Annotated in this window: 23 protein-coding genes; 8 read left to right on the forward strand and 15 right to left on the reverse strand. The window is 46.8% G+C overall.

Annotation, left to right across the window (positions count from 1 at the left end; genetic code table 11):
- Nucleotides 1-26 precede the first annotated feature (26 nt).
- From NSQ58_RS03180 to NSQ58_RS03190, 3 genes are read right to left on the reverse strand one after another with little or no spacing between them, the layout of a single operon-like run.
- On the reverse strand, nucleotides 27-404 hold the full coding sequence (locus NSQ58_RS03180; protein WP_028540779.1) for a DUF4280 domain-containing protein: 378 nt from the start codon (nucleotides 402-404) through the stop codon (nucleotides 27-29).
- 2 nt (nucleotides 405-406) lie between these two features.
- Nucleotides 407-931, reverse strand: a complete 525-nt coding sequence (locus tag NSQ58_RS03185; RefSeq protein WP_341056885.1) for a hypothetical protein — start codon at nucleotides 929-931, stop codon at nucleotides 407-409.
- The gene (locus NSQ58_RS03190; RefSeq protein WP_341056886.1) at nucleotides 915-1520 is read right to left on the reverse strand and encodes a hypothetical protein; all 606 of its coding nucleotides are present in this window, start codon (nucleotides 1518-1520) and stop codon (nucleotides 915-917) included. The genes NSQ58_RS03185 and NSQ58_RS03190 overlap by 17 nt, the downstream gene beginning before the upstream one ends.
- A gap of 371 nt (nucleotides 1521-1891) precedes the next feature.
- Between NSQ58_RS03190 and NSQ58_RS03195 the strand changes: the two genes are divergently transcribed.
- Entirely contained in the window at nucleotides 1892-3076 is a 1185-nt protein-coding gene (locus tag NSQ58_RS03195) for a sensor histidine kinase (protein WP_023990848.1), read from the forward strand.
- Between the two features lie 138 nt (nucleotides 3077-3214).
- Here the strand turns inward: NSQ58_RS03195 and NSQ58_RS03200 are convergent, their stop codons facing one another.
- A complete protein-coding gene (locus NSQ58_RS03200) occupies nucleotides 3215-4171 on the reverse strand; it encodes a nucleoside hydrolase (RefSeq protein WP_013312477.1) in 957 nt (318 codons plus the stop codon).
- Nucleotides 4172-4382: 211 nt separating this feature from the next.
- Here NSQ58_RS03200 and NSQ58_RS03205 point away from each other — a divergent pair, with 211 nt between their 5' ends.
- Complete coding sequence (locus NSQ58_RS03205) at nucleotides 4383-4976, forward strand: hypothetical protein (protein ID WP_028540784.1); 594 nt, start codon at nucleotides 4383-4385, stop codon at nucleotides 4974-4976.
- An 80-nt stretch (nucleotides 4977-5056) separates the two neighbouring features.
- On the opposite strand, the gene NSQ58_RS03210 is transcribed toward NSQ58_RS03205, so the two are convergent.
- The 3 genes from NSQ58_RS03210 to NSQ58_RS03220 are packed head-to-tail and all read right to left on the reverse strand — an operon-like array spanning nucleotide 5057 to nucleotide 8574.
- Nucleotides 5057-5665: a pentapeptide repeat-containing protein gene (locus NSQ58_RS03210; protein WP_341056888.1), complete on the reverse strand. Its 609-nt coding sequence runs from the start codon at nucleotides 5663-5665 to the stop codon at nucleotides 5057-5059.
- A gap of 37 nt (nucleotides 5666-5702) precedes the next feature.
- Entirely contained in the window at nucleotides 5703-6212 is a 510-nt protein-coding gene (locus NSQ58_RS03215; RefSeq protein WP_013312480.1) for a MarR family winged helix-turn-helix transcriptional regulator, read from the reverse strand.
- The gene (locus tag NSQ58_RS03220; protein WP_341057736.1) at nucleotides 6202-8574 is read right to left on the reverse strand and encodes an ATP-dependent DNA helicase; all 2373 of its coding nucleotides are present in this window, start codon (nucleotides 8572-8574) and stop codon (nucleotides 6202-6204) included. Before NSQ58_RS03220 ends, NSQ58_RS03215 begins: the two co-directional genes overlap by 11 nt.
- Before the next feature lie 168 nt (nucleotides 8575-8742).
- Between NSQ58_RS03220 and NSQ58_RS03225 the strand changes: the two genes are divergently transcribed.
- The gene (locus NSQ58_RS03225) at nucleotides 8743-9819 is read left to right on the forward strand and encodes a GGDEF domain-containing protein (RefSeq protein WP_279833484.1); all 1077 of its coding nucleotides are present in this window, start codon (nucleotides 8743-8745) and stop codon (nucleotides 9817-9819) included.
- A 134-nt stretch (nucleotides 9820-9953) separates the two neighbouring features.
- Nucleotides 9954-10127, forward strand: a complete 174-nt coding sequence (locus tag NSQ58_RS03230) for an aspartyl-phosphate phosphatase Spo0E family protein (protein WP_013312483.1) — start codon at nucleotides 9954-9956, stop codon at nucleotides 10125-10127.
- Nucleotides 10128-10232: 105 nt separating this feature from the next.
- Here the strand turns inward: NSQ58_RS03230 and cidR are convergent, their stop codons facing one another.
- Nucleotides 10233-11132, reverse strand: coding sequence for a cidABC operon transcriptional activator CidR (gene cidR / locus NSQ58_RS03235; RefSeq protein ID WP_023990853.1), 900 nt, complete (start codon nucleotides 11130-11132; stop codon nucleotides 10233-10235).
- Nucleotides 11133-11263: 131 nt separating this feature from the next.
- Here cidR and NSQ58_RS03240 point away from each other — a divergent pair, with 131 nt between their 5' ends.
- Both NSQ58_RS03240 and NSQ58_RS03245 read left to right on the forward strand, forming a co-directional pair.
- Nucleotides 11264-11635, forward strand: a complete 372-nt coding sequence (locus tag NSQ58_RS03240; protein WP_013312485.1) for a CidA/LrgA family protein — start codon at nucleotides 11264-11266, stop codon at nucleotides 11633-11635.
- Nucleotides 11632-12309 carry a CidB/LrgB family autolysis modulator gene (locus NSQ58_RS03245; protein WP_341056889.1) on the forward strand — a complete coding sequence of 226 codons (678 nt, stop codon included), beginning with the start codon at nucleotides 11632-11634 and terminating at the stop codon, nucleotides 12307-12309. The genes NSQ58_RS03240 and NSQ58_RS03245 overlap by 4 nt, the downstream gene beginning before the upstream one ends.
- Before the next feature lie 115 nt (nucleotides 12310-12424).
- On the opposite strand, the gene NSQ58_RS03250 is transcribed toward NSQ58_RS03245, so the two are convergent.
- From NSQ58_RS03250 to NSQ58_RS03260, 3 genes are all read right to left on the reverse strand, one after another.
- Entirely contained in the window at nucleotides 12425-14128 is a 1704-nt protein-coding gene (locus NSQ58_RS03250) for a glycerol-3-phosphate dehydrogenase/oxidase (protein ID WP_341057739.1), read from the reverse strand.
- Between the two features lie 228 nt (nucleotides 14129-14356).
- A complete protein-coding gene (glpK, locus tag NSQ58_RS03255) occupies nucleotides 14357-15847 on the reverse strand; it encodes a glycerol kinase GlpK (RefSeq protein WP_068939037.1) in 1491 nt (496 codons plus the stop codon).
- Nucleotides 15848-16037: 190 nt separating this feature from the next.
- Complete coding sequence (locus NSQ58_RS03260; protein WP_028540790.1) at nucleotides 16038-16874, reverse strand: helix-turn-helix transcriptional regulator; 837 nt, start codon at nucleotides 16872-16874, stop codon at nucleotides 16038-16040.
- Nucleotides 16875-17086: 212 nt separating this feature from the next.
- Here NSQ58_RS03260 and NSQ58_RS03265 point away from each other — a divergent pair, with 212 nt between their 5' ends.
- Nucleotides 17087-17833, forward strand: coding sequence for an SDR family oxidoreductase (locus tag NSQ58_RS03265; protein WP_028540791.1), 747 nt, complete (start codon nucleotides 17087-17089; stop codon nucleotides 17831-17833).
- A 378-nt stretch (nucleotides 17834-18211) separates the two neighbouring features.
- Here NSQ58_RS03265 and NSQ58_RS03270 read toward each other — a convergent pair whose 3' ends face one another.
- On the reverse strand, nucleotides 18212-18769 hold the full coding sequence (locus tag NSQ58_RS03270) for a glycerol-3-phosphate responsive antiterminator (protein ID WP_028540792.1): 558 nt from the start codon (nucleotides 18767-18769) through the stop codon (nucleotides 18212-18214).
- Between the two features lie 206 nt (nucleotides 18770-18975).
- A complete protein-coding gene (locus NSQ58_RS03275) occupies nucleotides 18976-19929 on the reverse strand; it encodes an alpha/beta hydrolase (protein ID WP_341056890.1) in 954 nt (317 codons plus the stop codon).
- 260 nt (nucleotides 19930-20189) lie between these two features.
- Here NSQ58_RS03275 and NSQ58_RS03280 point away from each other — a divergent pair, with 260 nt between their 5' ends.
- Nucleotides 20190-20825: an NAD(P)-dependent oxidoreductase gene (locus NSQ58_RS03280; protein WP_341056891.1), complete on the forward strand. Its 636-nt coding sequence runs from the start codon at nucleotides 20190-20192 to the stop codon at nucleotides 20823-20825.
- 158 nt (nucleotides 20826-20983) lie between these two features.
- On the opposite strand, the gene NSQ58_RS03285 is transcribed toward NSQ58_RS03280, so the two are convergent.
- Entirely contained in the window at nucleotides 20984-22171 is a 1188-nt protein-coding gene (locus tag NSQ58_RS03285) for a cation:proton antiporter (RefSeq protein ID WP_341056892.1), read from the reverse strand.
- A gap of 313 nt (nucleotides 22172-22484) precedes the next feature.
- Entirely contained in the window at nucleotides 22485-23075 is a 591-nt protein-coding gene (locus tag NSQ58_RS03290; RefSeq protein ID WP_034095118.1) for a GNAT family N-acetyltransferase, read from the reverse strand.
- Nucleotides 23076-23078 lie beyond the last annotated feature (3 nt).

A 23078-nucleotide genomic window follows, 5' to 3' on the forward strand; every position in this document is an offset into this window, starting at 1 on the left:
ATGATGCAAATCCTACAATCTGTTAACTATTCCTGCCCGTCTGTGGTGAACGAGATTTTTCCACACCACATGCATAAGTTCGTGGAGCAGCTCATAAGAGCCGGAGATTGATCTACGTATACATCCTTTTTCCCATTCAACCAAGGCATAGAAACGCTCGGTTTGCAGGGCAGCGGAATGATTTTTCCGGAATTTCCTTTGTTAGCAGAAGAGACTGTAGGATTATGCATACTACGGCACATTCCGAAAGAAGGGATATGCGTCTGCGGGTGAAAATCCTGAATATTCCCTTGCAGTTTGTCGCCAATACTAATCCCCCTGTTAGCTGAAACACTAAATCTTCCCGTATGACTTCCATAGCTGCAATGTATCTGTGCCCCATCCACTACATAGCTCTCACTCATTCTTAGACTCTCCTTTGTATAGATGGCCCCTCTGTATCGACCTTTTGTAATTTCAAGCCTGCCAGATTGAACTTCAAAATACATTCAGCCACATCGAGGTCTACAATGATATGATGATTGGCATCCTGAACCCTGAATATTTTATGATTCTCCACTGCATATTCATCTAAAATGATTTTCTTCAGTGTACCGTCCCTATGATATTCACTACATGGTGATAAACACATCAGGCTAGGCGGATTTACCAGCCAATACCTTGTTTGCTGCATTCGCTGCATATCGGCAAAAACAACCAACTTCCAGCTTAATCCGGCCTGATATATATCAAATATTTCCTTTAGTTGTTCAGAAACGATGGATACCGGATGCTCTATAAAATCAATATAGTCCGCATCACCTGATACATAAAATTGTAAAATGGATTCTTCATCAGCACATAATGAGCTTTCTGCCCATTCCAATAACTGCCTGCGATTCGTCTCTACTGGATACATATACTCCGTAATACGATTATCCTGTTGAATCATGTAGTACTCCATAAGCTGTTGAATACACCACCTCACTGATTCCTTTATACTCCCCTATTCTTACTTCCAAATCGTCCTCGCATTTCAACGCCTTGAATTCAGGTAAATGTACAGCTTGCTGAATAGCATCTTTCGCTAATTTCAGAATATATTGATGAAATCCCCCTGTAGCCTGGAGTACAAATCGCTCGACATCAGGCTGAAAAATCTTATTCATATAGGGTTTTCGAAGCTGATTCAATTCATCCTCCACTTCTGCTAAAAAGCGGAATACCCAGCCTGCATCATAGATTCCATAACAAGGTTGAGGATCAAAGAACCAATTTTTATCATAGGCTTCGACGACATAGTTATAGTTGCGATCCATCAGATACGTGCGCCTCATAGAATAAGTAATGTATCCGATCCTTGTCTTGGCCACTTCTCCGGAATGGGCTTGCAGACAGATCGATTGAAAGGATTGAATAAAAGAAAAAATGAGCTCATCTTTTCTTTGTTCATACAAATACGCTGCTTGATGTAATTTCTGGTTCAATACATCTTCCGCATAGGTCTTATGGAAGTGTTCTAGGGCTTCCAGTCTATTCATAATTCCACCTCTGAACCTATTATATAGAATATTTACATGATATTACTGGTCCTATCCTCCTATTTTATTACACAATTTTCATATCATGAGATTACATATGAATTTATGAAAATAGAATGAAAATAATCACATTTTTTCGTGAATATGTAATGATATAAACAAAAACTCTCCAAGAAAGGCTAGCATTAGACCTAAGAAATGAAGGTTTGCGCAAGTGAATAGGTAAATGGAAGTAGAAAGATCGGTTTATAATGAAATAATCATGTATAATTAATGATACGCTCCAAAAACACATTCAGAGGATCGGGAATGGGATACACAAACTGCTAGAGTTTTGGATAACCACCACTTTGCATCAGGATTGGAGATACATGATTACTTCACCTACAGGTTTTTATAATAGTATTCAAGAGGCTACCGCGCATGTCATTGATGTGCTAAGTGGTATTTTATATGTAAACACCATTTTTATTGCCGCTAATGACGGCATTACGAATGTGATTGTAGATTCATTTAACCGGGAAGAGGTGCTCGTTAAGGAAGGGGATGTGCTCCCTTTTGAGCTTAGCTATTGTAGTCTGGTGTTGGACCATCCTGCCGATCACCTCACGATTTCAGAAACAACTATTCACCCGCACACATGTGATTTAGATGTGACTAAAACCATTGGAAACCACTCATTTACAGGAATCCCTATTCGCATGAAAAATGGTCAGGCTTACGGAACCATTTGTATCTTGGACGCGCCATCTGTACATTTGACAGAATCCGAACTGAAGGCCCTTCAGGCTATGGCTGTGTTTCTGGGTTATGTGGTAGAACTGGAGAAAGACAAGATAGATGCTGAAATCTCTTCTATGAGCAAGCTGGATTTGATATCTTCCCTGAGTAATAAAATTCGGTTTTCGCTAACCGAAATATGGGGAGCCACCGATCTCATGCTGACGACGGAGTTAACAGAGGAACAACAGCAATATATGAGCATCATGGAGTCGAGCAGTCGCTCGCTCATGACGTTATTGAGTAATATTTTGGATTACAGCACTATGGAATCCAGGCAGATTGATGATATTGAAGACCCGTTTGATCTGAGAACGATGATGGAAAATGTATTGAGCCTGTATACAGAGGTAGCCGCGCAGCGGAATCTCGAGTTGAAGCTCGACTGGAATCTCACCAGCTCGCCTATTTTTATCGGGGATGAAGCTAAAATTCGCCGTATGCTGATTAATTTGGTAGATAATGCAGTGAAGTTTACAAGCACAGGAGCTGTCACTTTATCTGCAACCACCCAATCCGTGACCGATGCACCTGAGATTGAACTGGAATTAAAGGTGAAGGATACCGGAATCGGTATATCTCCGAATAAATTGAATTTGTTGCTTGAACATGACCGTGGGTACTCTCTCTCATATGGAAATCCAGGCTTGGGTTGGCAGATTACCAAACATCTATTAAAACGAATGAACGGTAAGATGATAGGGAGCAGTGAACCTGGTAGCGGGACGGAGATAACGCTCCAGTTCACCCTGAAAATATACCAGGAGTCTGCCTAAAACAGAGATTAGCTTGTGATGATATGGCATATCCTATAATAGAAGCCCGTGACGCATAACGTCACGGGCTTTATGTTATGGGTACGTGTCACTAGGCAGTATTATCACCCTATGCCGCACGTTTGTGCATAGCCAGACTTAGTAACGTTTGGGAGCAGCCAGCTTAGCCAAATCCGCCATATACGTAAAAAAGGCCTCTGGATCTGTATCATATACCAGGTTCACAGGACGTCCATCTGCCTGTTCCACCGTTCTGCCCTGACTTGGTCCTTCTGCGATAACGCTGCAATGCACCGTCTTTTTCTTGACAATGTCCGGGCGTCCTACGGATGCAGTGGTCAGTACATCCCACAAGTAATAGGTTGAGTTCGTTTCGCTATAAACAAGCGGAGGACATCCTGCATAGCAATTGCCCAAGAAATCCACGCCTTCATATCGGCGCTCCGCAGCCCAACGATTGCGTACTGCTGGAGTTAATGGCACTTTGCTTGTGCTTTCCAGCGCTACCAGATCAATCGTAATGCCGCTTTGCCACACCCGATATGCCGCTTCCGGGTCCCAGAACACATTCCACTCTGCTGTACCGTCATGCTCCGGCTCTTCTACATTCCCTTTTTCAAAGGTGCCACCCATCCATACCAGCTTTTCAATCTTTGCTTCAATATCCGGTGCTTCATCCAGCGCTCGCGCCAGATCGGTTAGCGGTCCAGTGAATAGCAACAGCGTCTTACCTTCAGCTCCGCGTACCTTTTCGATCAGATGCTGATGAGCTGGCAGGGATGAAAGCGGTGCTTCCATACGCCCCGATTCATTCAGTACGGGTAATGCATCCACATAGAAGGAATGTAAACGCCAAGCGGCAGGAAACGGATTTTTACCGCGTGAATTAGACTTTGCGACTTCCACAGGCCCTTTATTTTGTCCAAAACGATCAATAATTTTACGACTGGCATCCGTCGCAGGCTCCAGGTAACCATCTGCTGGAATCACCGATACTCCGGTCAAATGAACCTGCTCCATCTGAAGCAGCATAAAAAGGGATACTAGATCATCCACTCCACCATCATGATTAAAATAAACGTTTGTCTGACTCATCTGTCTCTTCCTTCCTTTATCCCCGTAAAACAGGCTTGTTCTTATCGGCAACCATCCTTCATTATGCCTGATCGCTTCACAGGAGTAAATGTGGGATAGTGCGTGAATCAGCGATTTTTTGCTTACTCCATGCTTAAGAAAGGTAGAAATGTGTGTAATAACAGGGTAGAATCATGGGTCCTAATCGGAAGCGTATGAAGGAGAGATGCATATGACAGCCCGAACAATAGAAGAGTTGGAGCAGATCCGTAAAGAATGTAAATCCATGGTGACGAAAAGGGCTGCGGCTTCAGGTGGGGCGGTATTAGTTCCAGTTCCAGGGGCTGACGTTCTTGCTGATGTTGGCATTTTGATGCAGCTACTGCCAGCTATTAATGGAAAATTCGGATTATCTGAGAAGCAGCTGGAAGGTCTGGACGCAGAAACAAAATCCATGGTGTATGGTTTTATCACCTCAATTGGCAGCAAGCTGATCGGGCGACTCATTACCCGTGAAGTCATCGTGCAGATTTTGAAAAAAATGGGCATTCGTATCGCTACCAAGCAGGTTAGCAAGTTTGTCCCCCTTCTGGGGCAAGGGCTAGCCGCGGCAATTGGCTTTACTGCTATGCGAACCATTGGTAATCGGCATGTCGATCAATGTTATGAAGTGGCCAAGCGCTTGCTGGAGCAGCGAACTGCGGCAGATATCGCGCGCAACTGGACGGTTCCACAGCAGCCGCTAGAGCCTGTGGGAGTTGATCATTTGCCAAACCGGGACCCGGAAGCAGCAATTCCACTACTGCCAGCATCCACTAAAGATTAAGTCCTTCAAATTCAAGTCAACCATCCATTTCACCCACACGGGGTACTGCAGATCGAGACAGCTCCTGTATCCCGTGCTTTTTAGCCTTCCACCTTGGCTCCATAGGAGCGAGCTACCGCTACTGCCTGCTCGATATCCAGCTTGGATCCAGTGATGTCCAGATCTTTAAAATTCACACCATCCATTTTCGCACCGCGCAGGTCTGTTCCTTGAAGATGGGCTTTGTGCAGTCTTACTCGGGTAAGATCCGCCTCCCGCAAATCTGCTTTTTCCAAATTGCATTCGGATAAGTCAGCTTCCTTGAATCGTATTTTTCGCAAATCTTGTTTTCTTAAATCTGCATGACGCAAATTCGTATAAGACCAGTCTCCGCCCGTAATTGTGATACCATCCATATTCGCCCCCGCAAAATCTGAACCTACTAGCTTGCAGTTATCAAACCGGACTACAAACAGATTGGCGCTGGTGAACAAACAATTGGTAAAAGCCGACTCCTTGTAGTGAGATGCATTCAGAATGGCTCCGGTAAAATCACAGTCCACAAAAGTACAGCCCTCCACGAGGGACTCATTCATCTCCACACCCCGAAAGCGACATCGGGTAAACTCGCAATTTCTCCACTCGCCTTCTCTGGCATCCATTGATCCAAAATCACGGGCTTCATAGACCTCATCTGTATAAAAGAACATGTTCTCTCTCCTATTCCTTATTCCTTATATTAGGAACTCAGCATTTCGGCAAGGACCGCTCAAAACCGCCTTTCATTTTTCCCAGTAAACCCTTCATCATCTTATGATCCTGCGGCGTAAACTCAGACATACACGACCGAATCAACTTCGTATAATAAGGGACTATCTTACTTAACAGTTCTCGTCCCGCCTCTTTTAATCCGACAGTCACCATCCGCCCGTCACTCTCATGAGCCACACGTTCAATCATGCCATCTCGCTCTAATCCGTCGATCAGCCCCGTCATGGTTCCACGCGTCACATCAGCTTTTTCCGCCAACTCTGATGGTGTCATGCGATGCGGCGAATGGCAATGCAACAGGCTAAGAACAATAATCCGGCCCTGAGAAGCCCCCAACTTGCTAAAATCGGTATCCATTTCTCTGAAAATACCGTTAGCCAAGCGCGCAAATGTCACAAAAGTCTCTATATTATCCACTTCGGCATCTTCATGTCCAAAGCTACGCAGCACCCCGCGTATGGAGTCATTATGAAAATTAAAGTTCATAGTCTATCCATTCCTTCCTTAATCCCGCTTGTTCCGTCAGACGGTAGCTTTTCCATTCGTCTGGCAGCAAAGAAGCATACGGTTCCTTGGCAAAACGATCATCTACCAGGACCAACAATCCTTCGTCGTGCTCTGTGCGAATAAGTCTGCCACCTGCCTGAAGAACCTTGTTCATCCCTGGATATACATACGCATAGTTGAAACCATTCCGTCCCTGTTCGGAAAAATAATCCCGCAGCACATCCCGCTCTGCTCCAATTTGCGGCAAGCCGACGCCGACGACCACTACCCCATTTAAGCGATCCCCAGGTAAATCGACACCTTCAGCAAACACACCACCCAGTACGGCAAAGCCAAGCAAGGTGTGCTCTTGCCCAGGCTGGAAAGCCTCTAGAAATCGATCCCGCTCTGGTTCGGTCATCCCCGGACTTTGTACCAACGTATTTGCGGACACGTCCCGAAGCATGAACTCCTCATATACCTCACGCAGATATGGATAGGACGGGAAAAATACAAGGATATTTCCTTTCCGTTCTACAACCAATGCAGCCAGCATATCCGCAATCGCCCCTTTGGAACGCTCACGATCCCGATAACGGATGGAGAGCGGCAACAGACGTACATCCCACTGCTCCTGATGGAAGGGGGAAGGAACCTGTAACGTATAATCTTCCTCGTTTGCTCCGAGCATGTCCCGGTAATAAGCAAGCGGTGTCAACGTTGCGGAAAAATAAATGGCTGAGCGGTAGCCCTTAATAGCTTGTCCCAGCAAGTGAGAAGGATCGAGGCAGAACAGCTTGACCCTCACTTCACTGCGCCCCGCTTCCACATAAGTAACGTATCGTTCATCGTATAAAGCAGCAATGCGCAGCATATTCTGAGCGGTAAAATACGTATCTAGAAGCAATGCATAAGCCGTACTCTCACCGCTTGCGTGGCTTGTACTGCCCCCCGTCACCAGTTCACGTTCAGCTGCTTCCACAAAAGGCGCCAACAGCTCCAGCACCTCTTGCGGTGCTGCTGTCTCCACTGCTTTTCCTGTATCTGCATATTGCTTGCGCAGCGTAATCATATGTGCGTTCACTGCACTCGCAGCCGCAGCAATCTCTGGGCTTAGCAACTTAAATTCTCGTTTCAGTTCTAAAAAAGAAGATTTCAAAATTTCCGCCGAAAACATGTCCCGACCGCGTTCTACCAGATTATGCGCCTCATCCACCAGTACGACACCTTTTCGCTTGTGCTCCTCCAGTAATCTTTTCAAAGAAATCCGTGGATCGAAAACATAATTATAATCACTGATTATACCATCCGAGGCATACGCCACATCCAGCGAAAATTCAAAGGGACATACCTTATGCTTGCGCGCATAACGCTCAATTACCGCCCGGGTCATTAACGTCTCATTCGCCAAAATATCGGATACCGCACCGTTGATCCGGTCGTAATAGCCCTCGCACATGCTGCATGATCCAGCATCACAATCATTTTCATCCTTAAAGCAAATTTTATCCTTCGCAGTCAAAGTCACCACATGCATGTGCAGCCCTTGGGCCTGCATTCTAGCGTAAGCTTCTTCGGCTGCTGCCCGAGTGGTGGTACGAGCCGTCACATAATATACTCGCCTAACCTGCCCCTCACCGATAGCCTTGATCGCAGGAAACAAGGTGGATACCGTTTTACCAATACCTGTAGGCGCTTTGGCAAACAGGTTAACCCCTTCGGCAATCGTCTTGTACACCGAACCCGCGAGAGTTCGCTGACCCGAACGATATGTGTCAAAGGGAAAGTTCAACATAGCAATGCTGGCATCCCGCTTTTCCGCATGTGCTCTCAGCAGGAATGCATACGGTGCATAACCAGCAATCATCTCTTGTGCGAAAGCTTCTAGCTCAGCAAAGGATAGCTCGCGCCTAAATCGGCGAATGTCTTCACTGTGTGCCTGTACATAAGTAAGCTGGACCTGCATGGAATGATGTTGTTCCTCACGAGCAATCATATAGGCATACAGAAATGCTTGTGCCCAGTGTACGGGTTGACCGTCACCCTGAATATCTTCGAGGGGCAAAGAGATCGATTTAATTTCATCAACTGTCCATACGCCATCCAGCTCAATCAGTCCGTCACAGCGGCCTTCAATGATAAACAATTCGTCCTTATATAAAATTTCTGTACGTAAATGTACCTCTTTGCGGTCATGCTCCTTGTAACCTTTCTGGATAACCTGATGCACGCGAGTTCCTTCGAGCATACTGCTATTCGAGCGAAAGCCGCTATGAATGCTGCCGCTCCGATGCACATATTCCACAAGTGGACGCACCGATATGTGAATTGGTTCCTTCATACGATCACCCGTTCCGGTCATAGTCCTTTCACTGTACCACGTAGATAAACGAAACGTAAGGGACATAAGAATCGTTTGTGGTCGATTGGTATTCACTCATGCCTACTTTTTACCGAAATATAGAAACGAGGCCTTTTGCTTTATTCCCCACGATACTACAACTCTCATTTCAGCATAAAGGATAGGGATATGTTAAAAGAATTAATTAACAATTTTGCGTTATTAACAAGCTTCTTATTCTTTGGAAATTTATTTTTCCGGAAATATGAGCGTTACCTAAAAAAACATGTATTCATTTATCGGGTAATGAACGGTTTAATGCTGGGTCTGTTTGGCATTCTGTTAATGATGACCGGTTTATGGATCCGTGGGCACTTTGTGGTCGATCTGCGCCAATTGGCGATTATCATTTCTGTTTATATGGGAGGATCGGTATCCGGTCTGCTGACTACCTTGATCATAAGCCTGTACCGTATTTACATCACAGGTGGTTGGACAGATGTTTCTCTGACTGCTACCGTCAATTGCTTCATGACACTGGGCATTTCACTTATTTTTATTCGAGAAAAAAGCCTAACACTCCGCATGTGGATGTCGGCTGTGCTTGGAGCTGCTGTAGTGTCACTGTTATCTACTTTCTATGTGGTTAATCCTCCTGATAATGAATCTATGATAATAATCACAACCGTTAAGTTACTTGGCGGCCTGTTCACTTATTTTATGATGTCCCATATCAAAAAAACAGAACGGGCTGTTCATCTGCTGGAAGAAGCTGCAAATCGGGATCATTTAACCGGACTCTACAGTCCGCGTGCTTTCGATGCGCTATTCGAAGAGGTCTTTCATACTTCCAAGACTACAAAACAGCCCTTTGGACTCGTGATGCTGGATATTGACCACTTTAAAAATATTAATGATACGTATGGTCATTTGAACGGAGATACCGTCTTAAGCCAATTAGGAATGCTGTTAATCCGGGAATCTACAACGAGGGCGTACCCCTCCCGTAAAGGCGGAGAGGAATTTGCCATTCTGATTGGAAATTGCGATAGTCAGAAAGCAGCAAGCTTTGCCGAAAAGATTCGGAAAGCTGTGGAAAATGAACGTTTTCTTTTGAATGACGGAACCTCGATCTCTCTAACCGTATCCATCGGAGCAGGCAGTTCACCTGTCATTGCATCGAGGCACTTACTGGAAAAGTCAGATGAGGCATTATATGAAGCTAAGCGTTCAGGACGCAATCAGGTGAAACTGGCAAAACCATAAATATTAGTCGCTAAATGTCAGGAAAGCTGGATTATTGTTAATAAAAAGTGGTAAAATGGAAATAACATCGTTATCAAAAAAACTTCTGCCGCTAGTGGAGACATGCCTTACAATCGACATGGGGGGTGGGCTTTGTGAACCTCGAACAATTGGAAAAACTCATGGAAAAAGAACGCCGTGAACTGAATCGCATGGCTGACTTACACGGATTAAAAGATGAACGTGTATTGGACAAATCCTCCAGACTTGACCGTATTATGGACAAGTACCTTCACACCAAGCGTGCAATAAACCAAACACACTCATAGAAGCAAGCTACATCGCTGCCCCTCAGGGCAGCTTTTTTATGATGTAAGCAGTATTCGTCCTCCTTCGGTGCACCTCTGCATCGTACTCACCTTCTTGTTGACTGACTATTTTCCGCCATATTCCGTCCGCAACAATTGTTGTGTGAACGATATCCATTCTCTGGCGGCAAAGGACAGATAACGATCGTTCCGCCAGATCATCCCCAAATGCCAAGGTATGACGGGGTCCACCAATGGAAGAACACGCAAGCGCTCGGAATCCAGATCTCGGCAAATGGCCTCCGGCAACAGCGCTACTCCCAGGTTTGCAGCAACCATTTCGCTAATCAGATCCCATTGTGAGCTTTCGTAGACTACACGCGGCTGAAAGCCAGCACGAACACATTCCGCAATGATACGGTCATGCAGCGTAAAATCCTCACGGAACAGTACAAACGCCTCCTCCGCCAACGCAGATAACGGTACCTCCTTGCACTCTGCCAATGCATGCGTAGGATGAACGAGCAAATTCAGCTTTTCCTCCACAAACAGAAATGTCTCAAACATATCTCCAACCGCAGGCAGCACAATCACCCCGATATCCAATGCCCCGGCTTCTACGTCCTGTTCCACTTTCTTCGCCCCGTCCTCAAATAATTGAATGGTCACATCAGGATATGCCTTATGGAATTCTCCAATGACACGCGGAAAAAAGCTTGATCCGACCATAGGGGGCAGGCCAATACGGATATGTCCCTTTTTCAGGTTCATCAAATCACTCAGCTCCGAGGACAGGCTTTGAAAGGACTTTACAATCGCTTGTGCTTGAAGCTCAATTACCTTTCCCGCGTCCGTCAGTTCGATTCTTTTGCCAATTCGGTCGAACAAAGCGACCCCCAATTCATCTTCCAGACTTTTAATCGTCTTACTGATCGTCGGCTGGGTAATAAACATGCTCTGGGCTGCCTTTGTAAAGCTACGCAACCGCGCGACTTCCAAAAAGTATTGTAAATGTCGGATATCCAAAGCTACACCTTCTCCCATAGACAAACGGAATAGATTACATTCTTTATATGCATTTTACTCATGAAAGCTTGTGATGTAAAATTTCATTACAGTTTGAAAATAACCGATCTCAAAGATAGGAGCCATTATATATGAAAAGCTTCATACGCGGTGTCCTCCAGATCGCCGTCCTGATGGCCTTTTCGCTCATCCTGAACGCGGTAGTCTCTTGGCTCCACCTGCCTGTACCCGGTAGTATCATTGGTATGCTGATCCTTTTTATTCTGCTGCAAACCGGCTTGGTCCGGCTAAGCTGGATTGAAGTTGGTGCAAATTGGTTGCTGGCCGAGCTGCTATTATTCTTTATCCCCTCCGCTGTCGGCGTTATGAATTATTGGCCGATGCTGGAACACGATGGTATGAGCATTATGCTGGTCGTGTTGCTCGGCACCTTTCTGGTGATGGCCTGCACAGGTATGGTCGCTAGTCTGCTTGGTAAACGAAAGGAGCATAAATCATCATGACCGGTCTTCTATGTATTGTATTGACACTCGCTATTTACTGGATGGCCAAACGCATGTACCGCACACTACCCAAGGTGTATTTGTCTCCATTGCTCATTACACCTATTGTTATCATTTTGATTTTGACGCTGACGGGTGTGAACTACCGTTCTTATAATTCGGGCGCTCACTTGCTGTCCATGCTGCTACAGCCAGCTACGATTGCATTTGCTGTCCCTTTGTACCGATATTTCCCTGTGTTAAAAAAACACGCGACCCAAATCGTGCTTAGCGTGCTGTCTGGGTCTGTTGTAGCCGTGTTGTCCTCCATGGCGCTTGCTAAGTGGATGCACCTGAATTCTTCGCTGCTGAGCAGCCTGATTCCTCGCTCCATTACGACACCCATTGCGATGAATGTATCGCAAACGATTGGCGGCAATCCGACGGTCACGGCTGTATTCGTTATTCTGACCGGATTGAGCGGTCTTATTATCGGTCCGATGATTGTAAAACTGTTCCGTATCGAAAATGAAGTCTCACGTGGGGTGCTGCTCGGTACCGGTGCTCATGGTACAGGCACTTCCAAAGCATTCGAGTTCAGTTCGCTGACGGGGACGATATCCAGCATCTCGATGGTGCTCGCCGCTCTCATTACCTTGGCGGCTGCCCCGTTCCTGTTCCACTTGATGCTGTAAGCCATCTGTATACAAAAAAGCAGCGATTCTCTTGTTATGAAGAATCGCTGCTTCTTTGCTTTCAGTCCATGTCTCAAAGCAATGGATGGCTCAAGGATATATATCCCTCGCGGCCTCAAATAGCTTTAACGTCACCGGGTTTCACCTCTACCTCTACAGGCGTTACAGCTTCATACAGGTAAGCATCCAGCTCAGCCGTATATTGTCGTTCTTGCGCGGCGCTCCAGCCTGCATGTTCGGACATCCATGCGATGGCGGGCTGTTTCCAGCGCTTCACCTCGTCAATCTGGAAGAACAGAGCCCCAGTTCGGCGTATAAAAAAATCAGACGGTGTCACTGTCATTTCCTGTTCCATCGCATACAGGAGCGGGACACGCACCTCCACAGGCAGCGCCGCTTCCTTCTCGTTAGCCTCCTTCATGCTCTGTGCCGCTATGGCAAACAATCGCTCTGTGTTGGAGCCATAGCGGGTAGCCCATGCTCTAGCTATATCCGGCGACAGGCCGAGCGCAACACCTGCTGCAGTTTGCTTACCTACGTACACGTCCCAGCCCGCTGAGCCTCCTACGCTGCCACCCGAAATCGGGATATGTCTGGTGCGGCATGCCCGGAAGCGCTGCCCATGCAAGCGCCCCAGCTCCCGTACCGCACGATCCACGACGAGTTCGGACATTTTCCGGTAGCCCGTCAGCTTGCCGCCTGCAATCGTGATCAGACCTGAACGGGATTCCCAAATTTCGTCCTTACGTGAAATTTCCGAAGGGCTTTTACCGTCTTCATAAATGAGCGGCCGTACCCCTGCCCAACTGGATTCTACATCCGTAACAGTCAGCTTTACATCCGGAAACATTCCGTTGATCGCTTGAAGCACATAGGCCCGATCTTCGGCGGTCATCCGGGGATGCGCCGTATCCCCCTCATACACCGTGTCGGTCGTACCTGCATAGGTTTTTCCATCACGTGGGATGGCAAATACCATGCGTCCATCCGGTGTATCGAAGTACACTGCCTGTTTGAGCGGAAAGCGCTCAGCATCGAACACCAGGTGAATACCTTTCGTCAGGCGAAGCACCTTGCCCTCTTTGGAGCGATCCATTTCCCGTAACGTGTCTACCCATGGTCCGGCTGCATTAATAACCAGCGAAGCTCGAATTTCGTATGGCTTTCCCGTTACCCGGTCCGTTACGCTTGCACCGCTTATTCGTCCTTCGTCATACAGCAGCTTGTCAGCCTTGGCATAGTTCACCGCCAGCGCCCCTCGTGTAACAGCTTCCTTCATGACCTCAATCGTCAGGCGAGCGTCATCTGTGCGGTACTCTACATAGCTGCCGCTTCCCTTCAGTCCATCACGCTTCAGCAAAGGCTCGCGCTCTAGTGTAGCTTGGATGTCCAGCATGCGGCGGCGCTCACTACGCTTAACACCAGCAAGGAAATCATATACCAGCAGCCCGACAGAGGTGGTGAATGCGTTAAACGTGCCGCCCTTGTGAAAAGGAAGTAGCATACGCTCGGGTATGGTCACATGTGGACCATTTTCGAATACGATTGCCCGCTCCTTCCCGACTTCGGCTACCATCTTAACTTCAAACTGCTTCAAATAACGAAGACCACCATGCACTAGCTTGGTCGAGCGACTGGACGTACCCGCTGCGAAATCCTGCATCTCCACCAATGCTGTCTTCAAACCACGATCCGCCGCATCCAGCGCAATACCCGCCCCTGTAATGCCGCCGCCAATGATTAAAATATCAAAATGCTCATGTCCCATACGTTCCAAAACAGCGGTTCTCTCCTGCGCAGCAAATCCCTGTTCTCCCATCATTTATCCCTCCAGCTTTGTATATATTCACGATGCAATCTGCCAACCGAATCATCATAAGGTACAAAAAAAGACCACGAACATCGCTGCGGCGGATGCCGAGCGGTTCATGGTCTCTCCAAGTCTCCTGACGAGTATTAACTTATCTATATCGTAGCACACACGGTACGCTATGAAAAGGGAAATCTGCCTGTTGCCAGATGGCTGCCTTCTATCGCATAACCGTCTCTACTTGAACGCCATTGCGGCATGAACTGCCTTTTTCCAACCACCATAAAGCTCAGTCCGCATGTCCTCACTCATGGACGGAGTAAAGGTATGATCACTCTGAGCATATCCCCGGACTTCATCCAGACTGCTCCAAAACCCAACTGCCAGTCCCGCTAAATACGCCGCACCGAGTGCAGTTGTCTCGTTCACAGCAGGTCGTTCTACAGGCAGATCGAGAATATCGCTCTGGAACTGCATCAGGAACTCGTTCATCACTGCGCCTCCATCTACACGCAATGAACGCACAGGTACACCCGAATCGCTCGCCATGGCAGTTAGGACATCTTTAGTCTGGTAGGCCAGCGATTCCAGTACCGCTCGTATAAAGTGCTCCTTGGTCGTTCCCCGCGTCAAACCAAATGTCGCGCCGCGCACGTCACTGTCCCAATACGGGCTGCCCAAACCCACAAAGGCTGGGACAAAATATACCCCTTCCGTCGAGGTCACACGCGCCGCATACGCTTCACTATCTGTGGCCTCGCGGAACATGCGCAGCCCGTCACGCAACCACTGAATAGCAGATCCCGCTACAAAAATGCTGCCCTCCAGCGCATACTTTACCTGACCATTCAGCCCCCATGCAATGGTCGTAATCAGTCCATGTTCCGAGTCACAGGGTTCATCTCCGGTATTCATCAGCATAAAGCATCCCGTACCGTATGTATTTTTAATCATGCCCTTGTCAAAGCATCCCTGACCGAACAGAGCTGCTTGCTGATCGCCCGCCGCTCCGGCAATAGGAATTTCCTGCCCAAAAAAGTGATAATCCACCGTATGCGCATATATCTCAGAAGATGATTTCACCTCTGGTAGCATAGACGCAGGAACGCCGAGAATATCCAGCAGCTCCTCATCCCATTTTAGCTCATAAATGTTGTACATGAGTGTGCGGGCCGCATTGGAGTAGTCCGTTACATGTGCTTTACCACCGGACAATCTCCAGATTAGCCAGGTATCAATCGTACCAAACAGCAAATCCCCGCGCTCCGCTTGAGCTCGTGCTCCTTCGACGTTGTCGAGTATCCATTTGACCTTGGTGCCAGAAAAGTAGGGATCAATGAGTAGTCCCGTTTTGCTATGAAAAATACGATCAAATCCACGACTTTTCAATTCCTCGCAAATCCCGGCTGTTTGCCGTGACTGCCATACCAACGCATGATATACAGGCAGACCTGTATGTTTATCCCACACCACTACGGTTTCCCGTTGATTCGTAATACCAATCCCGGCAATTTGGCTGGCTTTCACACCTGATTCCGACAGGCAGGAGGCGATGACGGCCAAAATAGAGCTCCATATTTCATTTGCGTTTTGCTCTACCCACCCCGGCTGGGGAAAATACTGTGGGAACTCCCGTTGTGCCTTGTATACCACTTTTCCCTGCCGATCAAACAAGATGGCCCGCGAACTGGTTGTGCCCTGATCCAAGGCAAGAATGTATTGCTCCATCACTTCCCGATCTCCTTGCTTATAATGTTATGATGCCCACTTTTTAGGCTTATCCAGACTTATTCTAAAAATCCTTGGCCCAATAATGAAAAAGCGGCGAGCTAAGACAAGAAAATAAAGTCTTAGACTGCCGCTGCTTGTATTGAACTAACGTTTCCCGTTAGCGAAATGACCTGACTTTCTATCGTCCTCAAAGAGATCCCTGTAATAAATCTTCTAACAGCTCATTAGTTCCTGTGTTTTCGATTGGCGTATATATCCCCATCACGAACTCACCACTTTCAGAGACTGTAAAAGTATTGTAACGAAATGTCAATAGTCCTGCTTGAGGATGATGTATCACTTTTTCCCCTTCCGAGTTTCTGGAAACATCATGGCGTCCCCACCACTCTCTAAACTCCTCGCTTCTGTCACTTAACATGTTAACTAAATCCTGATACCACGAATCATTCATGTGTAAGGCGTATCGGCTTCTGAAATGGGCCAACAGCATGGTGGCGACGTCTTCCCAATTAACTATGCGAGCTTTGTTATCCTTCATCATAAAGATGCGCCAAAGAATATTTCTTTCAATTTCTGCTATTTGGTTAAAGTCTCCACACAATATACTTGTCATTTTGTTCCAAGCAAAAAGGTTCCATCGCCTGTCGATGACATAGGCAGGGTATGTTCCCAGCTTGTCGAGAACCTGTTGAAGGGCTGGAGAAATGGATTCATCTTCTGTTACGTTTGGAAGTACAGAATGGTTAGCCAATACGAATAGATGGTTGCGTTCGTCATTACTGAGTCGAAGTGTTCGCACCAAACTCTCCAGTACTTGTTCCGACACTTGAATATCCCGCCCCTGCTCCAATGCGGTGTACCATGGTAAGGAAATGCCTGATAGACTTGCCACTTCTTCTCGCCTCAGACCAGGCGTACGACGACGTGAGGTCTCAACCCGAAATCCCACATCATGCGGGGATAGACGTGTGCGACGAGTCCGAAGAAAATCAGCTAGTTCTTTTCGTCTTCTTTCAGAATTCATAACAATGATACACCTCTATATCCTGATAGAATTTATAACAGTATCCGTACAATTAGCATTCAGAACAGTACTACAAATACAGACCTATTTGGGCGTTTACAAAACTGATTATAATCGATTTGTCGCCTACAGTGTAGGAGGAATCGGCAGTCAAGGCTGAATAGGTTGTACTTCCGTTCCATAACAAATAATCGAAGAAGAGAGGATTTAGGGTGAAACCAGAACAGAACGATCGTAGCAGTACTTTGAGAGGCCAACGCATTATTCTCTTCGGAGGAACTTCTGGAGTTGGATTTGCGACAGCCGAAGCCGCTGCACGGGAAGGAGCGTCCGTAGTCGTAGTATCCAGTCGAAAAGAGAAGGTTCACAATGCGATCTTGCGCCTCCCCCAAGGTTCGGAAGGACATGTGGTTGATCTATCTAGCGAGGAGCAGGTTCAAACATTTTTCAGCCAAATTGGTGAATTAGACCACTTGGTTTTCTCGGCAGGCGATTCATTACTAATCAAAAATCTCAGCTCAATTGACGTGGAGACTGCACGGCGATCCTTTAACCTGCGGTACTGGGGAGCGTTTATGGCCGCAAAATACGGAAGTGAGAACATCAGACAGAACGGTTCCATCATTTTAACTTCTGGCATTGCCGGAGTCCGACCTCAGAAGGGTTTGACGGTCGCAGCCAGCGTATGTAGTGCTGTTGAATCTCTAGCCAGGGCGCTGGCTGTTGAACTCAGTCCTCTTCGTGTCAACACCGTTAGTTTAGGGCTAATACGTACTGAGATGTGGGACAGTATTCCTGAGGAAGACCTAAACGCGATGTATGAAACTGCCGGAAAAGACCTCCCTGCTGGCCGAGCGGGAGAACCCGAAGACGCAGCTGAGGCTTATCTTTATTTAATGCGTGGAAAATATTCCACCGGACAGACCATTGTCGTGGATGGCGGTTCTACACTGGTGTGATTTAATTGTACAAGAAGTGTAATATGTCTATACTTTACGCTCCAATGAATTTCACATCGAGTCACTACAGACTCAATCATGGAGTTGCCTCCAACAACAAGGGTACTCTTAATGTCAGCATGCTTTAACCCATTACCATTCAGCAATGAAAAGACTGTACGAGGTCACCAGAGCATGATCATGTTCCTAGGTGGCCTCCCACCAAATAACTTCTTTATATACGGGACTGCTTAAGTCCTCGACCAAAATCTTGAAAATCAGAATTCTACTGATTTAGATCAACCTCGTGATAGGACTAAACAAACATCTTGCAGAAATACCCAAGATACAAAATGAGTTTTTTTGAATTTATGCAAAATACATATGATCAAATCTAATCTATTGCCTATAATGCTCGAACAGTTGTTTATTGGAGGTTGTAACTGCTGTAGCTCCCGCAGCCAACGCCGCTTCCACATCCTCTGGGGTGCGAATAAGTCCGCCCGCCAAAATGGGAATGCCCGTGCGTTCGCTGACTTCCTTAATCATAGGTGGAACAACACCGGGCAGCACCTCAATATAATCAGGTCGTGTTTTTTCCACCAGCGCGTAGCTTTTTTCCAGCGCAATCGTATCGAGCAGGAACACCCGCTGTACAGCAAGAATCCCTTTCTTTTTAGCAGTTGCAATCACCCCGGATCGGGTCGAAATAATCCCAAACGGCTTAATTTCCTGACACAAATATTCAGCCGCATACTCGTCATTCTTCAAGCCTTGCACCAGGTCGGCATGCAGAAGCATTTGCTTGCTGCGACTCCTAGCCATCTGGTACAGGTTGCGCAGCTGCGCTACATGCGTATCCAGAAAAACCGCATACTCATAAGAGCTGTCCAAAATACCCTCCAGCTGCTTCATATGCTTAGCTGCAGGTAAAATGCGTTGTCCCTGAAATGGCATGGATATCCCCCTTAAAGCTGAATGTCGGTCAAACTCGTTCAAATTTTATATTATCACTCTGTTCGACGAAGGTGAAGCGGTTTCATTGCAGATATGTATAAAGGCTGCCTTCCCTGCAATAGATGTCAGCAGGAAGAAGACAGCCTAATCGTTCAAAAAACTGGATCAAATCACACGACGGCACCCTTAAAATGCTCTATAGTGTACTAGCCTTCAAACCCTCGGCGCAGCCATGAGGTAGCGAGCGTGATCGCACCGCGCTTGGCCGCTGTTTCCGACAATGGGTTCAGCATCACAAAGTCGTGGATGATGCCTTGAAAGCGTGCAGCGGTCACATCTATCCCCGCTTCACGCAGCTTGTTCGCATAGGCCTCACCTTCATCGCGCAGCACATCGGCCTCGCCTGTAATGACCAGCGCACGCGGTAGCCCTTTGAGCTGTTCTGTGGTGGCACGTAACGGGGACGCCGTGATCTGCGCTCGTTCGTTGGGATCCGTCGTATATTGATCCCAAAACCATTGCATTCCTTCGCGGCTCAGGAAATATCCTGTGGCGAACTCCTGGTATGATTCCGTGTCAAAGGAAGCGTCCGTCACCGGATAAAATAACAACTGCTGCCGGATGGAAGGACCACTGCGTTCTTTGGCCAGCAGCGTTACGGCCGCGGTCATGTTACCGCCGACACTGTCTCCGGCTATCGTCAGCGTATCGGGCTTCAATCCATGCTCGCGCCCATGCTGTGCCACCCATTGAACGACCGCGTAAATTTCCTCAATTGCCGTCGGATATTTAGCTTCAGGTGACAAGCTGTATTCCGGGAATACAACTGCTGCCTGTGAGCCGACTGCCAATTCACGAATCAGACGATCATGCGTATGGGCATTACCGAATACCCAGCCTGCTCCATGAATATATACAATGACCGGGAGATCGCTTGTCACCTGTTGTGGACGAACAATTCTGACCTTCACCTCACCGCCAGGCCCACCTGGAATAGACAGATCTTCTACATCTGCGGCGGGTTTGTCTGCTGGACCGGATTGAACTTCATTGACCGTTTCACGTCCTTTTTCAGGACCCAAATCATATAGAAACGGAGGCTTGGCATTGTCGTCTGCAAATTTCTGCGCTGCGGGTTCAAGCTGCACTTTTTTACTCATATCGTTTCACTCTTCCTTTCTTATCTGTGCTCTACATATATCCAATATGGCTTAAGTTTGCTCATTCAGTTTCACCTTATATATTTAAACGAGTTCCTCTCTTTCCAATCGGAGGACTTTAGTTTGCCCAACAGAAGAGCTTGACTTTTATTTTATATTGTAACTATAATAGTTACATGTTAAAGTTCTTAAATGTACCAGGTACATTTACGATCAAACTGATGAATCATCCAAATCATATTTATAGGAGGCTATCTATTATGAAAATTGCAGTTATTGGTGCAACCGGTAAAGCAGGAAGTAATATCGTAAAAGAAGCATTAGACAGAGGACATGAAGTAACCGCAATCGTCCGTGACTTGGCTAAAGTAACGGAAAGCCGTGCTACTGTAGTACAAAAAGACGTTTTTGATCTGAAAACAGATGATCTGAAAGGTTTTGACGTAGTCGTTAATGCTTTTGCCGCTCCACTCGGACAAGAGCATCTGCATGTCGATGCAGGTAACGTACTGATTGAAGCCCTGCGTAATGCATCCGGTACTCGCCTAATTGTCGTAGGTGGTGCAGGCAGCTTGTTCACTGACGAATCCCAAACACTTTTGGTAAAAGATACTCCTGGCTTCCCGGATTTCGTATACCCTACAGCAAATAACCAAGGAAAAAACCTGGAAATTCTGCGTGGTACCCGCGACCTGAACTGGACTTTCATTAGTCCTTCCGCTGAATTTGCACTGGGCAAACGTACAGGCTCTTACCAAGTGGGAAAAGAAACGCTGTTGGTTAATTCCAAAGGTGCAAGCTATGTCAGCTATGAAGATTATGCAGTTGCCGTAGTGGACGAAATCGAAAAACCGCAACATCTGAACCAACGTTTCACAGTGGTGTCCGAGTCTTAATTTTTCTATTCTTGAAGCGTTTATAGCATAAAAGAGACCCTTCGCCCATTTTCTCATGCTGCATGGAAAGTCCGCTTTACTCTAAATCAGACTTTCCATGCACGCCATGAGAAGCTGAACCCGAAGGGTCTTTTTGTTATGACCTGTTGATACTCTCGTTATGACTTGTCAGTACTGACCTTCTTTTCTATATCGTGAGCGGAACTCTCCCTCTTATCGCTAAAACACAGCTTGAGAATCGGAGGCGAAGCCAAGGTCGTCAGAATGATGGCAATGATCACCGATGTAAAATATTGCTGTGCCAACAGACCCGTCTGTAGACCGGTAGCTGCAATAATAAGTGCAACCTCGCCGCGAGATATCATCCCGGAGCCGATCGCAAGGGCAGAACGGTTATCGAAGCCCGTCAGCCGCGCCCCGAGACCTCCCCCGATTAGCTTTGTCACCAGCGCAATCAGTGTCAAAACAACAACAAATCCGAGCTGCTGCCCTACTCCCTCAAAGGAAACATTTAATCCGATGCTGACAAAAAATACAGGAACAAAGATGGAATAAGCGATGGGCTCCACCTTTTCTTCTACGACGTGCTTAAAGCTGGTTTGTGCAATGGCAATCCCGGCCGCAAAAGCCCCGATAATACCTGCCATCCCCAACATATCCGCAAAATACGCAAACCCAAAGCAAATAATCAACGCAGTCGTGATGACTGCTTCAGTCACCTTGAGTGGAGCAAGTATTTTCATAATCCACGGAACAACGAACCAGCCACCCAGAATAGCTACTACGAAGAAAACTAGCTTTTTGCCAACAAGAAGCCCCAGCGAAGTTTCTCCACCCATACCGAATATACTCATTACTACCGCTAGTAGCACCACGACAAGCACATCATCCAGCACTGCCGCACCCAAAATGGTCGAGCCTTCCCGGGTATTCAGCTTATTCATATCCTTGAGTACCTGTACCGTAATGCTTACAGAGGTAGCACTCAGAATAATTCCTAGAAACCAGCCTTCATGCACCGAGAATCCAAAGGCTTCCCCTACACCAAAACCGCAAATTAGCGGTAAAATAATACCTCCAACCGCCACAGCTACCGCAGGCTTCCAGTTACGTCGAAGTTGATCCAGGTCCGTCTCCAGTCCAGCAATGAACATCAGCAGCAGCACGCCGATTTCAGACATATTATGAATCAGCGAATCATTCTGAACCCATCCCAATACGGCTGGACCCAGGACAATTCCTGCGATCAGCTTTCCCAACACCGCTGGTTGACCGAGCTTGACAGACAAATGACCCGCGACTTTTGTGAACAACAGAATCAGCAGAAGATATAGTATAAATTGCATAGGCTGATAACCTCCTTTGGTTTAATCCTTGAACTCATCTGCGCATAATTCACGATATTGAAGAAAACTGATAATCATAAAGTGTAAAACAAACGTGCAAAATATGTGTCTGACCTTAACGGACAACTCGCAAAATAAAAAGGGGAACCCGAGATACAGCACAGGTTCCCCTAAAAAAGACATAAAGGAGCCTTGGTGACAGGCTCCTCCGGTAATTCATATATTCATTTGATGTTGTCGGTCATACCTGCGCAAACAAGCAACTTTATCCTTTAATTATATCTCTTCTGTAAACCCGTGTAAACGTGTTGAATTAACTTTCTGCTTTTTTCACATAGCGGTCGCGGTATTCGTGGTCCAGCATACTCATCAGAATCGAATCATGGTATTCATGATTGTAGAATAAAGCATCCCGTTGTACACCTTCACGCTGAAAGCCTACTTTTTCATAGCAACGAATGGCACGTTCATTAAAATCAAATACATTCAGCTCAATCCGATGCAGATTACAGATACCAAATCCGTAACCCAGCATGAGTACAAGCGCTTCGGTGCCGTAGCCTTTCCCCTGATTTCCCTGCTCATTGATTGCAATACGGATGTTGGCGCTGCGGTTCAAGCTGTCCATATCCTGCAGGGCTATATCCCCAATGACACGATCATCTTCGCGAAGCGCAATCAACAGAAGCAGGCTTGAGGCTTCCTGTCCTTTAGCTTCAATATAACGGGCAATTTGATCCTTGGTAAAGCTGCGTTGTGTGCCTGTCAGCCGCCGCACATCCTGATCGAACAATGTATTATAGTATAGCTCGGTGTCCTCTACGTTAACGGGACGCAAGTATACCCGTGATCCTTCAAGTAACCGTGCCACAGGCTCTGAGGATGAAGTTTGTTGAGTCATCATGAT

It is taken from the genome of Paenibacillus sp. FSL M7-0134, from assembly GCF_038007865.1.
In the GTDB taxonomy this organism is placed as follows: Bacteria; Bacillota; Bacilli; order Paenibacillales; family Paenibacillaceae; genus Paenibacillus; species Paenibacillus polymyxa_B.